Origin of the sequence: Actinokineospora spheciospongiae, assembly GCF_003182415.1 — a bacterium.
GTDB lineage: Bacteria > Actinomycetota > Actinomycetes > Mycobacteriales > Pseudonocardiaceae > Actinokineospora > Actinokineospora spheciospongiae.
Map to the genome: position 1 here is coordinate 272172 of NZ_QHCP01000005.1, position 12927 is coordinate 285098.

12 protein-coding genes are annotated in these 12927 nt (G+C 71.7%); 6 read left to right on the forward strand and 6 right to left on the reverse strand.

The annotated features are described in order from the left end of the window. Nucleotides 1-355 precede the first annotated feature (355 nt). Genes DFQ13_RS15480 through DFQ13_RS15495 form a run of 4 tightly spaced genes read left to right on the forward strand, consistent with a single transcriptional unit; the run spans nucleotide 356 to nucleotide 4645 of the window. A complete protein-coding gene (locus DFQ13_RS15480) occupies nucleotides 356-1642 on the forward strand; it encodes an ABC transporter substrate-binding protein (RefSeq protein ID WP_233438425.1) in 1287 nt (428 codons plus the stop codon). Further along, complete coding sequence (locus DFQ13_RS15485) at nucleotides 1642-2586, forward strand: carbohydrate ABC transporter permease (RefSeq protein ID WP_035280611.1); 945 nt, start codon at nucleotides 1642-1644, stop codon at nucleotides 2584-2586. Before DFQ13_RS15480 ends, DFQ13_RS15485 begins: the two co-directional genes overlap by 1 nt. Nucleotides 2587-2599: 13 nt before the next feature. Continuing rightward, nucleotides 2600-3520 (forward strand): carbohydrate ABC transporter permease, encoded by a 921-nt coding sequence (locus DFQ13_RS15490; RefSeq protein ID WP_233438426.1) that lies wholly within the window; start codon nucleotides 2600-2602, stop codon nucleotides 3518-3520. Between the two features lie 24 nt (nucleotides 3521-3544). Then, nucleotides 3545-4645 (forward strand): ABC transporter ATP-binding protein, encoded by a 1101-nt coding sequence (locus DFQ13_RS15495; protein WP_035280615.1) that lies wholly within the window; start codon nucleotides 3545-3547, stop codon nucleotides 4643-4645. A 49-nt stretch (nucleotides 4646-4694) separates the two neighbouring features. On the opposite strand, the gene DFQ13_RS15500 is transcribed toward DFQ13_RS15495, so the two are convergent. From DFQ13_RS15500 to DFQ13_RS15520, 5 genes are read right to left on the reverse strand one after another with little or no spacing between them, the layout of a single operon-like run. After that, on the reverse strand, nucleotides 4695-5933 hold the full coding sequence (locus DFQ13_RS15500) for an MFS transporter (protein WP_233438427.1): 1239 nt from the start codon (nucleotides 5931-5933) through the stop codon (nucleotides 4695-4697). After that, nucleotides 5930-7453, reverse strand: a complete 1524-nt coding sequence (locus tag DFQ13_RS15505; RefSeq protein WP_267897659.1) for a GMC family oxidoreductase — start codon at nucleotides 7451-7453, stop codon at nucleotides 5930-5932. Before DFQ13_RS15505 ends, DFQ13_RS15500 begins: the two co-directional genes overlap by 4 nt. A 19-nt stretch (nucleotides 7454-7472) precedes the next feature. Next, complete coding sequence (locus DFQ13_RS15510; protein ID WP_110080310.1) at nucleotides 7473-8696, reverse strand: beta-ketoacyl-[acyl-carrier-protein] synthase family protein; 1224 nt, start codon at nucleotides 8694-8696, stop codon at nucleotides 7473-7475. Continuing rightward, nucleotides 8693-8953, reverse strand: a complete 261-nt coding sequence (locus tag DFQ13_RS15515) for an acyl carrier protein (RefSeq protein WP_035280621.1) — start codon at nucleotides 8951-8953, stop codon at nucleotides 8693-8695. The genes DFQ13_RS15510 and DFQ13_RS15515 overlap by 4 nt, the downstream gene beginning before the upstream one ends. After that, nucleotides 8950-10032, reverse strand: coding sequence for a beta-ketoacyl-ACP synthase III (locus DFQ13_RS15520; RefSeq protein ID WP_110080311.1), 1083 nt, complete (start codon nucleotides 10030-10032; stop codon nucleotides 8950-8952). Before DFQ13_RS15520 ends, DFQ13_RS15515 begins: the two co-directional genes overlap by 4 nt. 240 nt (nucleotides 10033-10272) lie before the next feature. Between DFQ13_RS15520 and DFQ13_RS15525 the strand changes: the two genes are divergently transcribed. Further along, complete coding sequence (locus DFQ13_RS15525) at nucleotides 10273-10779, forward strand: MaoC family dehydratase (RefSeq protein ID WP_110080312.1); 507 nt, start codon at nucleotides 10273-10275, stop codon at nucleotides 10777-10779. A 23-nt stretch (nucleotides 10780-10802) separates the two neighbouring features. Here DFQ13_RS15525 and DFQ13_RS15530 read toward each other — a convergent pair whose 3' ends face one another. Then, complete coding sequence (locus DFQ13_RS15530) at nucleotides 10803-11603, reverse strand: AfsR/SARP family transcriptional regulator (RefSeq protein ID WP_035280625.1); 801 nt, start codon at nucleotides 11601-11603, stop codon at nucleotides 10803-10805. Between the two features lie 453 nt (nucleotides 11604-12056). On the opposite strand from DFQ13_RS15530, the gene DFQ13_RS15535 reads away from it, so the two are divergent. Continuing rightward, a complete protein-coding gene (locus DFQ13_RS15535; RefSeq protein WP_110080313.1) occupies nucleotides 12057-12917 on the forward strand; it encodes a DUF5829 family protein in 861 nt (286 codons plus the stop codon). Nucleotides 12918-12927 lie beyond the last annotated feature (10 nt).

Below are 12927 nucleotides of genomic sequence, written 5' to 3' on the forward strand. Positions count from 1 at the left end.
CATGTTCTCGACCACCTCGTCGGTGATCGAGGAGGCGGCCGGGTACGACGAGGAATTCCGCTACACACGGCGATCTGCGGTAACTTGGAGCCACCTTTACTGTCGCCCTGCTGCAGGTGGTATAAACCAATCCAGCGGTGCGGCTGTCCGTGTGAAGGATTACCCGGACTTGTTGACAGATGTTTGCCATCTGGCCAAACTGCGCAACATCACGCAACTGGATCGGGTGGTGGCGATGCGATCGACCAGGCTGACAGCCCTTGCTGCGGCGTCCGTGCTCGTGCTCACGGCCTGTGGTGGCGGGGGGTCGGACTCGGGTTCCGGCGGTGGCGAGGCGCAGTTGACCCTCCCGGGTGTGGACGAGTACCTGAACGCGCCGTGTCCGGAGGTGGGGACCAAGCCCGCCACCGACAAGGAGTTCACCTACTGGTCCATGTGGACCGCCGACGAGCCGCAGGGGAAGGTGCTCGGGAAGGCGATCAAGTGCTTCACCGAGAAGACCGGGGTCCAGGTGAATGTGCAGTGGTTGGGGCGCAAGCTGCTGACCCAGAACGTGGCGCCCGCCCTGAACACCGACACCGTGCCGGACCTGTTCGACCAGGACGTCAGCCAGGTGAAGGCGGCGATCGTGGCGCCGGGTGGGACGCAGACGGTCGAGGACGTGCTCGACTACAAGGTCGGTGAGGGTGACAAGCGGGTGCGGGACGTCATCCCGGCGACCTCCTGGGATTTCCCGGCCAACAAGGACGCCGACGGCAAGATCTTCGAGATCCCGTACGAGCTGATCGGCAACGCCTGGTGGTACAACAAGGACCTGGTGAAGGACTTCCAGGCGCCGAAGACCGTCGACGAGCTGTTCGGGCTGTTCGACAAGGCCAAGGCCGACGGGCTCGCCGCCGTCAGCCAGGACGGTGACATCGACTTCTACAACGCCTACTTCTACACCCAGATCGCCGAGCGGTACGTGGGCGCGGGTGGCCTGGAGAAGGTGGCGCTGGACAAGTCCGGGCAGGCGTGGCTGTCGGACCCGAACCTGGCCAAGGCCGCCGAGCCGGTGGAGAAGCTGGCCAAGGGGCAGTACCTGGTCGACGGGTGGGACGCGGCGAAGTTCCCGCAGGTGCAGCAGCGGTGGGCCGACGGCGAGTCCGCGTACCTGTTCCTGGGGAGCTGGGCGCCGAGCGAGACCCGCGAGTACCTGAGCAAGCAGGGTGGGGACAAGGGCATCGCCTACGCCACCTTCCAGTTCCCGCAGCCGGACGGCGCCGAGCACAAGGTCGTGGAGCAGTTGCCGCTCGGGTTCGCGGTGACCAAGAAGGCCAAGCACCCGGAGGCGGCCAAGGCGTTCATCGCCTACACGCTGAACAAGGACATCCTGTCCGGCATCCCGGCGGTGGCCGACAACCTGACCCCGCGCGCCGACCTGGCCGTGCCGGACTCGCTCAAGGACATCAAGTCCGTGCTGGAGTCCGACGCCGAGCACACCATCTTCATGGACGGGCTCGACGCGCTCTCCGGCGGCAAGTGGGTGGAGTCGGTGTTCTACCCGCTCAACAACGACCTGCTCAAGGGCAAGCTGACCGCCAAGCAGTTCGTCGAGGGGCTGGCCGCCAAGCAGGCCGAGTTCTGGAAGACGAACAACTGATGGCGACGGTGACCGCACCCGCCGAGGGGCGCACCTCCTCGGCGGGTGCCCACCTGTCGAGGAAGAAGCGGCTGTTCTTCCCGTTCTTCCTGCCCGCCGTCACGCTGTACGTGCTGTTCCTGCTGGTGCCGACCGTGGCGACCGTGGTCCTGGGGTTCACGTCCTGGTCCGGGGCGGGGGACACGCCGCGGTTCACCGGTTTGGACAACTACGGCGAGCTGATCGCCTCGGACGCGTTCCGGTACTCGTTCCTCAACACCGTGCTCTACATCGTGGCCGGTGGGGTCGGGACGTTCCTGCTGGCGTTCCTGTTCACCATGGTGCTGCGGGAGATGCGCGGCGGGAAGGTCGTGCGGGCGGTCCTGTTCTTCCCCAACATCGTGGCGCCGGTGGCGCTGGGGATGTTCTTCGGGATCATCCTGGTCTACCGGCCCAACCGGCAGGGCCTGGCCAACTACCTGCTGGAGTCCGTGGGCATCGACGCGGTGAAGTTCCTGGCGCCGGAGAACATCACCTGGGTGGTGACCGGCTGCCTGATCTGGGCCAGCTCCGGCTTCTACATCACCATCCTGATGGCCGCCGTGGACCGCATCCCGCCGTACCTCTACGAGGACTCCGACATCGCCGGGGCCACCCCGTGGCAGAAGTTCCGGCACGTCACCCTGCCGCTGACCTGGGACGTGGTCGGGGTGGCCGGGGTGCTCTGGACGATCTCGGCGATCAAGATCTTCGAGCTGGTGTTCGTGCTCGCCGGGCCGGGCACCTACTCGCCGCCGATCCGGTCCTGGACCCTCGGCGTCTACGTGTTCGACCGCTCGTTCGGCGACCAGGGCGCCCCGCAGTACGGCATGGCCTGCGCGGCGGCGGTCGTGATGATCCTGCTGGTGTCGGTCCTGGTCGTCCTGCTGCGCAGGCTCATGCGCCGCGACACGATCCAGTATTGACGGGGAGCGCCTTGTGACTTCGACAGTGGACGAGCGGCTGGGCGGACCCGTCCGCAAGCCGCCGCGCAAGCCCAAGCCCGCGCCGACCGCGCGCGGGTTCAGCCCGCTGCGCGCGCTGGGCATGGCCGTGGTGTGGCTGTTCACCGCGCTCAACGTGCTGGTGCTGTACTGGCTGGTGATGGCGGCGTTCAAGTCGCCGATCGAGATCTTCACCAAGCCGTTCGCGCTGCCGTCGTACTGGGTCGAGCGCGGGCAACTGTTCCGGAACCTGGCCTACGCGTGGAACAACGCCGGGTTCGGCCGCGCGTTCGTCATCACCGTGGTCCTGGTGGCGGTGTCGTCGGTGGCGATCGTGCTGCTGGCCGCGCCCGCCGCCTACGCGCTGACCCGGTTGGGGGTGCGCGGGGCCAACGGGTTGACCAACTTCGTCGCGATCGGCATGGGCATCCCGTTCCAAACCGTGGTGATCCCGCTGTTCATCGGCATGGCCGAGCTGGACCTGACGAACAACCTGTTCGGGCTGTTCCTGATCTACGTGGCGCTGTCGCTGCCGTTCACCGTCTTCCTGCTCACCGGGTTCTTCCGGTCGCTGCCCGACGAGCTGGAGGAGGCCGCCGCGATCGACGGCGCCTCCCCGGCGCGGACGTTCTTCACCATCATGCTGCCGCTGGCGCGCGGCGGGCTGATCACCGCGCTGATCCTCAACGCCATCGGCCTGTGGAACGAGACGCTGCTGTCGATCGTGTTCCTCAACGAGAACGCCAACTTCACCCTGGCCCGCGCGCTGTTCGCGTTCAACAGCGCGGCGAGCTACCAGTCCGAGTACGGCGGCCTGGTCGCCGGGGTAGCCATCGTGGTGCTGCCGATGCTCGTGCTCTACGTCCTGCTGGCCCGCCGGATCATCACCGGTCTCACCCTCGGCGCGGGCAAGTAGCCCCGACCGGGAAAGGCAGTCCCCATGGCAACGGTCAGCTTCGCGGGCACCACGCGCTACTACGCGGGCAACCCCGTCCCCGCCGTCGACGGTCTCGACCTGGAGGTCGCCGACGGTGAGTTCCTGGTGCTCGTCGGCCCGTCCGGCTGCGGCAAGTCCACCACCCTGCGGATGCTCGCGGGCCTGGAGGGCGTCGACGGCGGCACGATCCACATCGGCGAGCGCGACGTCACCGACCTGCCGCCGAAGGAACGCGACATCGCCATGGTGTTCCAGAACTACGCGCTCTACCCGCACATGACGGTGGGGGAGAACATCGGCTTCCACCTCAAGATCGCCAAGATGGCGAAGTCCGAGCGCGAGAGCAGGGTGCGCGAGGCGGCGGCGCTGCTGGGCCTGACCGACTACCTCGACCGCAAGCCCGCCAAGCTCTCCGGCGGCCAGCGCCAGCGGGTGGCGATGGGTCGGGCGATCGTGCGCTCCCCGCAGGTCTTCTGCATGGACGAGCCGCTGTCCAACCTGGACGCGAAGTTGCGCGTGCAGACCCGCACGCAGATCGCCTCGTTGCAGCGGCGGCTGGGTGTCACGACGATCTACGTCACCCACGACCAGGTCGAGGCGATGACGATGGGTGACCGGGTGGCGGTGCTCAAGGACGGTCTCCTGCAACAGTGCGATACGCCGATCGGCCTGTTCGGCAAGCCCGCCAACCTCTTCGTCGCCGGGTTCATCGGCTCCCCGGCGATGAACCTGATCGTCGGGACGGTGTCCGGTGAGTCGGCGGAGGTGGACGGTTCCGCGATCCCGTTGACCCCGGCCCAGCGCGCGGCCCTGACCTCGGAGGCGGTCGTCGTCGGCGTGCGCCCCGAGGGTTGGGAGATCAAGGCGCCGGGTGACGGCATCCCCGCCACGGTCGAGGTCGTGGAGGAACTGGGCAGCGACCAGTACCTGTACTGCTCGACGTCGACCTCCCGGGTGTCGGTGGACGGCGGCGCCCCGGAGCCCATCGCGGTCCGCGCCCCCGGCATGTCCCCGTGGCAGCGCGGCGAAAAGCTCGGACTCGTCCCGGTCCCGGGTGCGGTGCACCTGTTCGACGCCGCCACCGGCGCCCGCCTGCCCGACTGACGCAGCCGAACGGGCCGCCTCCGCGTCGGAGGCGGTCCGTTCGGCTGCGTCAGGGGACGTTCTTGATGCGCTGCACCAGGACCGCGCCCAGCAGCCCCAGCAGCGCCGTGACCGCGAACAGCGCCGGGTACCCGCCGAGCGAGGACACCAGCGGGGCGGCGATGACCGGGCCGAGCACGTGCGGCAGCGAGTTCGCCACGCTGATCACCCCGAGGTCCCGGCCCCGGTCGCCGTCGGTCGGCAGGACCTGGGTGATCAGCGCCTGGTCCACCGACACGTACACCCCGTACCCGAGGCCCAGCAGGACCGCCGACAGCACGGTCACCGGCCACGTCGGCCACACCGCCAGCGGCGCCGACCCGGCCGCGATCACCAGCCCCGCCGCCGTCACCAGGCCCTTGCGCCTGCCCAGCCGGTCCGATACCACCCCGCCGACGAACGCCGACACCACGATGCCGACGGTGTAGATCAGCACCAGCAGCAGCAGGCCCTGCTCGGCGCGCTTGCCGGGGAACAGCTCGGCGTACCTGATCTCGTCGCGCAGGAAGTACAGCAGGTACAGGGTGCCGGTGGCGTTGCCGAGCTGGATCAGGAACCGCGTCAGCCAGGCCCACCGGAAGTCCGCGTCGGTGCGCAGGCCGGTGGTGAACGACGCCAGGAACCCCCGCAGCCGCAGCGGGGGCAGCGCGACGGCGGCCCGGTCGTCGCGGACCCAGAACAGGAACGGCAGCACCAGCACCAGCAGCACCCCGGCGACGAGCGCGTACCCGCCGACCACCAGCGTCACCAGCGCCGTGCCCGCCAGCGTCGCCAGCGGCTGGGTCGCCCCGACCCAGGCGCTCACGACCCCGCGCTGCCGCACCGGGACCTGGTCGGGAACGGTGGCGACCAGACCGGCCAGCATCGCGCTCAGCGCCACCTGCACCACGACCCAGCCCGCGGCGACCCCGGCCACCGTCGACTGGCCCAGCAGGAACAGCAGGCCCGCCGCGGCCAGGACCGCGCCACCGGCCACCCACGGCTTGCGCCTGCCGAAGCGGGAGGTGGTGCGGTCGGACAGGGCGCCCGCCAGCGGGTTGGCTACCACGGCCACCAGCGCGCCGAGCCCGGTCACGAACCCGAGCGCCGACTCCTTGTCCGCGGGCGCGATGACCGCGAGCTGCTGCGCCAGCAGCACCTGGACCGGGGTGTAGAGCGCGGTCCACAGGCCCAGGCTGGCCAGGGCCATGCCGCCGACGAACCGCCTGCCGACCCGCGGCTGCGCCGAGACCGGCGCGACCGCGGTCACGAGGCCGCCCCGAGGAAAGCCGCCGCCCGCTCACCGGCCAGCAGCGCGGGCGCGTGGGTGTTGCCGGTGGTCACCGCAGGGAAGATCGAGGCGTCGGCGACGGTGAGGCCGTCCACGCCGCGCACGCGCAGCCGCGGGTCCACCACGGCGTCGGCGTCCACGCCCATCTTGCAGGTGCCGACCTGGTGGTGGTAGGTCGAGACCGTGCGGCGCACGTAGGTGTCGAGGTCTTCCGCGCCCGGGTGCGCCTCCACCGAACCCCACTCCGCGCGCAGGCCGGGGGCGGCGCCGATCTCCCGGCACAGCTCGACCGCGGCGGTGAGGGCGCGCAGGTCGGCGTCGGTGCCCAGGGTGTTCGGGTCGATGCGCAGCTCGTCGGTGGCCGCCGACCCGGACAGCCGGATGGAGCCGCGGCTGGTGGGGCGGACCAGACCGGCCTGGAGGGTGAAGCCGCGCATGGGGCCGGTGGCGCCCTCCGGGTACATCGGGACCGGGAAGTGCAGCGGCTGCACGTCGGGCACCGCCAGGCCGGGCCTGCTGCGCCAGAACAGGTGCGTCTGGGCCGGGCCCAGGCCCGCCGACGGGCGGCCGGGGTCGCGCTCGGTGGTGAACACGACCGGCACCAGCACGTGGTCGTGCAGGTTGCGCCCGACCCCCGGCAGGTGCACCAGCGGGGCGACGCCCACCGAGCGCAGGTGCTCGGCGTCGCCGATCCCGGAGAGCATCAGCAGCTTCGGCGACTCGACCGCGCCCGCGCTGACGACGACCTCCGCCGCGGTGGCCCGGCGCACCTCGCCGTCGCGGACGTACTCCACGCCCACGCAGCGGGTGCCGTCGAACAGCAGCCTGCTCGCCCGCGCGTCGGTCTCCACGACGAGGTTCGGGTTGTCGTAGACCGGTTGCAGGTAGGCGACCGCGGAACTGGCCCGGCGACCGCCGGAGATGGTGAACTGCACGCGGGACACGCCGTCGGGGACGCCGCTGTTGTAGTCCGGGTTGTACCCGATGCCGGTCTCCACCGCCGCATCCACCAGCGCGTCGTGGATGGGGTCGGTGGCGTACTTGCTGAGCACCGGCAGCGGGCCGCCGGTGCCGTGCAGCTCGCTCGCGCCCGCGTCGAAGTCCTCGATGTCGCGGTACACCGGCAGCACGTCGTCCCACGCCCACCCGTCGTTGCCCAGGTAGGCCCAGTGGTCGTAGTCGGCCGCCGCGCCGCGGGCGTAGACCATCGCGTTGAGCGAGCCCGACCCGCCCACGACCCGCCCGCGTGGCCAGTGCAGGCGGCGGCCCGCCGCGTGCTCCTGCGGGCCGGTCCGGTAGGCCCAGTCGCGCGGGCCGAACCACAGCTCGCCGAAGCGGCGCGGGTCGTGGATGGTCTCGTCGGTGTCGCGCCCGCCCGCCTCCAGCAGCAGCACGCGCGCGCCCCGGTCGACCATCCGCCGCGCCACCACGCACCCAGCCGATCCGGCGCCCACGACGATCACGTCGTGGGAGCGGTCCTGTGCGGTCGATCCGGTCACTGTGCCGCTCCTGTCGGGGTCAGGCGGAGGTGAAGACCAGGACGGCGTTCTGGCCGCCGAAGCCGAAGGAGTTGCTCAGCGCGACCTCGGTCCGCTGCGCGCGCGGCGCCCCGGTGACGATGTCGAGTTCGACCTTCGGGTCCTGGTTGGCCAGGTTGGCCGTGGGCGGGACGGTGGAGTTCTCGATGGTCAGCACGGTCAGCGCCGCCTCGATCGCCCCGGCGGCGCCGAGGGTGTGCCCGACGACGCCCTTGGTGGAGGTGACCGCGGCCCGGTGGCCGAGCAGGTCGCGCAGCACCGCGGCCTCGGTCTGGTCGTTGAGCGGGGTCGAGGTGCCGTGCGCGTTGACGTGGTCGACGTCGTCCGGGCCGACCCCGGCGGCGGTCATCGCCATCCGGGTGGCCTGCTTGACGCCGCGGCCCTCGGGGTCGGGCTGGGTCATGTGGAAGGCGTCGGCGGAAGCGCCGTACCCGGCCACCTTGGCCCGCACCTTCGCGCCGCGGGCGCGGGCGTCGGCCTCGCGCTCGAGCACCAGGATGCCGCTGCCCTCGCCGACGACGAACCCGTCGCGGTCGACGTCGAAGGGCCGGGAGGCGGCGCCCGGGTCGTCCAGCCTGCGCGAGAGCGCGCCCATCTGGGCGAAGCCGGTGACGATGAGCGGGCTGACCCCGGCCTCGGCGCCACCGGTGATCACGACGTCGCACACGTCGTCGCGCAGCAGCGACAGCGCGGTGCCGATCGCGGTGGCCCCGGAGGCGCACGCGGTGGCGGTGACGAAGTTGGGGCCGGTCGCCTTGAGGTCCATGGCCAGGTGGCCCGCGACCATGTTGGGCACCAGCATCGGGATCAGCAGCGCCGAGACCGAGGTCGCCCCGGTCTCCACCAACTTGCGGTGCTGCTGCTCCCAGGTGCTCACCCCGCCCAGGCCGCAGCCGATCACGACACCGACCCGGGCGCCGTCCCAGGTGTCCGGGTCCAGTCCGGCGTCGGCGACGGCCTCGCGGGCGGCCACGATGGCCAGCTGCACGAACCGGTCGTGGCTGAGCGAGCTGCGCCGACCCACCAGCTTGTTCGCCGAGAAGTCCGGCACCGTGCAGGCGATGTCGACCGGGAGGCCCGCCAGGGCGGGGGCGTGCGCGGCGGTGGAGACCCCCGAGCACACCCCCGCCCAGCTCGCCTCGGCGCCGATCCCGGCCGCGGTCACCAGGCCCAGCCCGGTGACCGCGATCGACGCGTCGTTCACGAGGACTTCGCCGCCGTGGCCTCGAGGACCTGCGCGGCGATGGCCTCGGCGGCGTGGCCGATGGTGTCGCGCGGGGACGCGGTGTCCTCGCTGATCTCCACCCCGGTCTCGGTCTGGATGACGACGAGCAGCTCGACCAGGAACAGCGAGTCCATGTCCAGGTCCTCGAAGGTCACCTCGGGGGAGATCTCGGCGCGGTCGACCTCGAAGCGGGTGACCAGCAGGTCGACGAGGGTGTCGTACATGGGTGAGGTCATCGGGTGCTCTCCTCGGATCGCGGTGGGGTCATCGGGTTGGTGCTGCGGTTCGCGTCCCCGGCCAGGTTCGGCCAGGTCAGCACGGTGGAGCCCCAGGTGAGCCCGCCGCCGAAGGCGGTGAGCAGCAGCCGGTCGCCGGTGTGCAGGCGCCCGGCCGCCCTGGCCTGGTCCAGGGCCAGCGGGATGGAGGCCGCGGAGGTGTTGCCGACCTCGGCGATGTTGGTGATGCTGCGCTCGCGCGGGACGCCGATGTCGTCGGCGAGCCGGTTGAGGATGCGGATGTTGGCCTGGTGCCCGACCAGGTGGTCCACCTCGTCGACCCGCCACCCGGCCGAGTCGAGCACGGCGCGGGAGGACTTGGCCATGTGCCGCACGGCCTGCCAGAAGACCTGCTTGCCCGCCATGGCGAAGTAGCGCTCGCCCGGCTCGGCCGGGCGACCGGACAGCCGCTGCTCGGCGCCGCCGCCGCGCACGGTGATCAGGTCCACGCCGTCGCCGTCGCTGCCCAGGTCGAACGGGCCGACGGCGCCGGGCTCGTCCGGGTCGCCCGCGCGCAGCACGACCGCGCCCGCGGCGTCGCCGAAGATGACCGAGGTGGTGCGGTCGGTCGGGTCCAGGATGCTGGAGTAGGTCTCCGCGCCCACCAGCAGCACCCGCCGCGCCGCGCCCGCGGCGATCAGCCCGGTCGCGGTGGCCAGGCCGTAGACGAAACCGGTGCACACCGCCGAGACGTCGAACGCGGCGGCGCCGGAGAGGCCGAGCTTGGCGGCCACCACCGGGGCGGTGCCGGGGCACGGGCGGTCGGGGGTGGTGGTGGCGACCACCACCGCGTCCACCGCGTCCACACCGGACGGGTCGGCGTCGGCGAGAGCGCGGGCGCCCGCCGCGGCGGCCAGGTCCGAGGTGGTGGTGCCGGGATCGGTGAAGTGCCGGGCGCCGATGCCGGTGCGGGTGCGAATCCACTCGTCGGAGGTGTCCAGGGTGGCGCTGAGCATGTCGTTGCTGACCCGGCGCGCGGGCAGGAAGCTGCCCGTGCCGCACAGGACCGCGGCCCGCGCCGGAGCTGGCGGTGCTGCCACGTCGGTCCTCCTTCGGGCAGGGTCGGGGTTTCGGGTCCAGCCTGTGCCCCGGCGCTGACGGCGCGTTGACGCGGCGGTGACGCAGTGCCGGGGCGACCTCACCGTCACCCCGCCGTCACCGTGCGGTCAGCGCCGGGGCCCTAGCATTCGGCTCGTCCGGGGGGAAGCGGGCCCGCCGCGGTGGCGGCCCCCGCGCCGGACAGTCCCATGTAGACAATTCCACGAGACCGGAGCGGTGCGATGAGGATCTTCCAGGGCGTGGGCGAGCTGTCCGCCGCCGCGGGCGAGGACCTGGGGGTCAGCGCCTGGCACGAGGTCACCCAGGCCGAGGTGGACCTGTTCGCCGAGGCCACCGGGGACCGGCAGTGGATTCACACCGACCCCGAGCGCGCCGCCACCGGCCCGTTCGGGCGCACCGTCGCCCACGGGTACTACCTGCTGTCGGTGTTCCCGGCGCTGCTCGACGAGGTGTTCGCCATCCGGGGCGTCGGGTCGGTGGTCAACACCGGCGTCGACGCGCTGCGCTTCCACCGGCCGGTGCCGGTCGGCAGCCGCATCCGGGCCATGGCCCGGCTCGCCGAGGTGCGGGTGAGCAGGCGCGGGGTGGCCGAGCTGGAGGTGGAGGCGGGCATCCACGTCGAGGGGATGCCCGAGCCCGCCACCACCGCCGTCCTGCACAGCATGGTCCGGCCGCCGCGCGGCGCGGCGGTGGCCGGTGCGGCCCCCGCCGCCGCCGCGACCGGCTGACCCGGCGGGTCAGCCCGCGGGGCTCACCTGGCGGCCAGCGACTCGCGCTGCGACCACCAGATCGCCGACGGCAGGACCAGACCCGGGTCCTGGGCCAGGACGTCGGCGTGCAGGCGCTTGAGCGCCGCCGACGGCTCCAGGCCCAGCTCGGTGTCGAGGTGGCGGCGGTTGCGCTGGAACAGCTCCAGCGCCTCGCACTGCCTGCCGGTGCGGTAGAGCGCCAGCATCAGCAGCTCGCAGAACCGCTCGCGCAGCGGGTGCTGCTCCACCAGTTGGCTCAGCTCGGCCACCGCGTCGCGCTCGCGGCCGACGAGGAGCCAGGCCGCGGCCAGGTCCTCCCAGGCGGTGAGCCTGCGCTCGTCGAACAGCGCCGCCGCGCCGCGGCAGCGCAGGCCGTCGCCCGCGTCCAGCAGGGCCGGGCCGCGCCAGAGCCGCAGCGCCGCGCGCAGCGCGGTGATGGCGCGCTCCGGGTCGGCGCGCACGTCGGCCGCGCCGCGGGCGGCGAGGTCGAGGAAGCGGTTGGCGTCCACGCTCTCGGCGGGGATGTCGAGCAGGTAGCCGTTGCGCATCGCGCGCAGCCTGCTCTCCCGCCGGTCCGGGCCGTCGACGACCTTGCGCAGCCGGGTGGCGTGGGCCTGCATCGCGTTGCGCGAGTTGCCCAGCCGGTGCCCGGACCACAGCTCGTCGGCCAGCTCGCCGTGCGAGATCGCCCGCCCCACGTCCAGGGCCAGCGTCGCCAGCAGGGCGCGCACCTTGTGCGACCCGATGCGGCGCTGCTCGCCGTCGACGGTGACCGTGACTGTGCCCAGGATTTCGATCTGCACGGCACTCCTCGTGACCATACGAATAACAATGGTGACAAACGGTGATGGAAAATGTTCTCGGCGTCGATCCGGCGACACCGACGCAATGGTTGACGTCGATATCGAACCTGTCAAGAGGAATATCATTGTCGAGCAGGTGGAGCAGCTTGGTGAGAATTCCCGAGAAGGGTGTCCGCTGCTGCGAACGCGCGGTACCCTTCGGCCGAACGACGGTAGGGAATGCCTACCTCCTGGTGTCGGAACCTGGGGAATCCCAGGGAATCCCCGGGGGTGTGCAGGGTTATCCCCAGTGCGACCCAGGGTGTCGGGTGCGGTAATCATTCGGGGCCACAAATGCGCGCGGCGACGTCGGAAGCGATTTAAATTCTTCCGACGCCCGGTGTTCGGGACGGGGCGCCAGGTGATTTTTCGGACATATTGTTCGTGCTCATACTGCGATCGGAGTATCGGAAGATGACGCGTGCGGCCGCGGCGGTCGACAACCGACCGGTGCCCAGGCTCGACCACGTGATGGTCCTGCTCGACGCCGAGACCCACCGGTCGATCGAGGAGACCGGTTTCCTGGCCGAGCGCCTCGGCCGGATCAAGGTGAAGAAGGCCGACAGCTCGGTGGCGGGGCAGTACTCCACCCTGGGCATCGCCGGGCGCAGCACCCTGGTCGAGCTGTTCGGCGCGGAGATGCCCGGCTCGGCCCCGCTCAGCGGCGGGCTGGTGTTCTCCTTCGAGGAGCCCGGTTCCTCGCCGGGGGCCCGCGCGCTGCTCGACGCGACCGGAACCGTGCGCCACCACCACGACCTGGTCCGCCGGGTGGTCGAGGGGCACGAGGAACCGCGGCCCTGGTACCACCTGATCAACGTCGACCTCGGCGCGGGCAACCCGCTGCTGCTGTTCCTCAACGAGGTCACCCCGGAGTACTTCGCCTCCCTCGGCGCGGTCGCCGAGCCGGACGGGGCGATGCGCCGCGCGGCCTACCTCGACGCCGTGCTGGGCCGCCCGGCCGACCCGGCGTCGCTGCTGCGCGACATCTCGGGGGTGACCCTGCTCGTCGGCGCCGACCGCGCCGCCGCGCTCGCCGCCGCCCTGGCGCCCTTCGGCTGGGTGCCGACCGAGGGCGTGGAGGGCACCGAGCTGGTCGGCCCCGGCCTGACCATCGGCCTGCGGGTCGGCGACTGGCCGCGCGAGCGGGTCGCCGAGATCCACCTCGACCTCGAACCCGGCGCCTGGACCGACGACGTGCCCGCCGAACTGGTCTTCGGCCCCACCTCGCGGCTGGTGTTCACCGGCCCCACCGCCGCCACCTGGCACTTCGCCTGACCGTCCACAC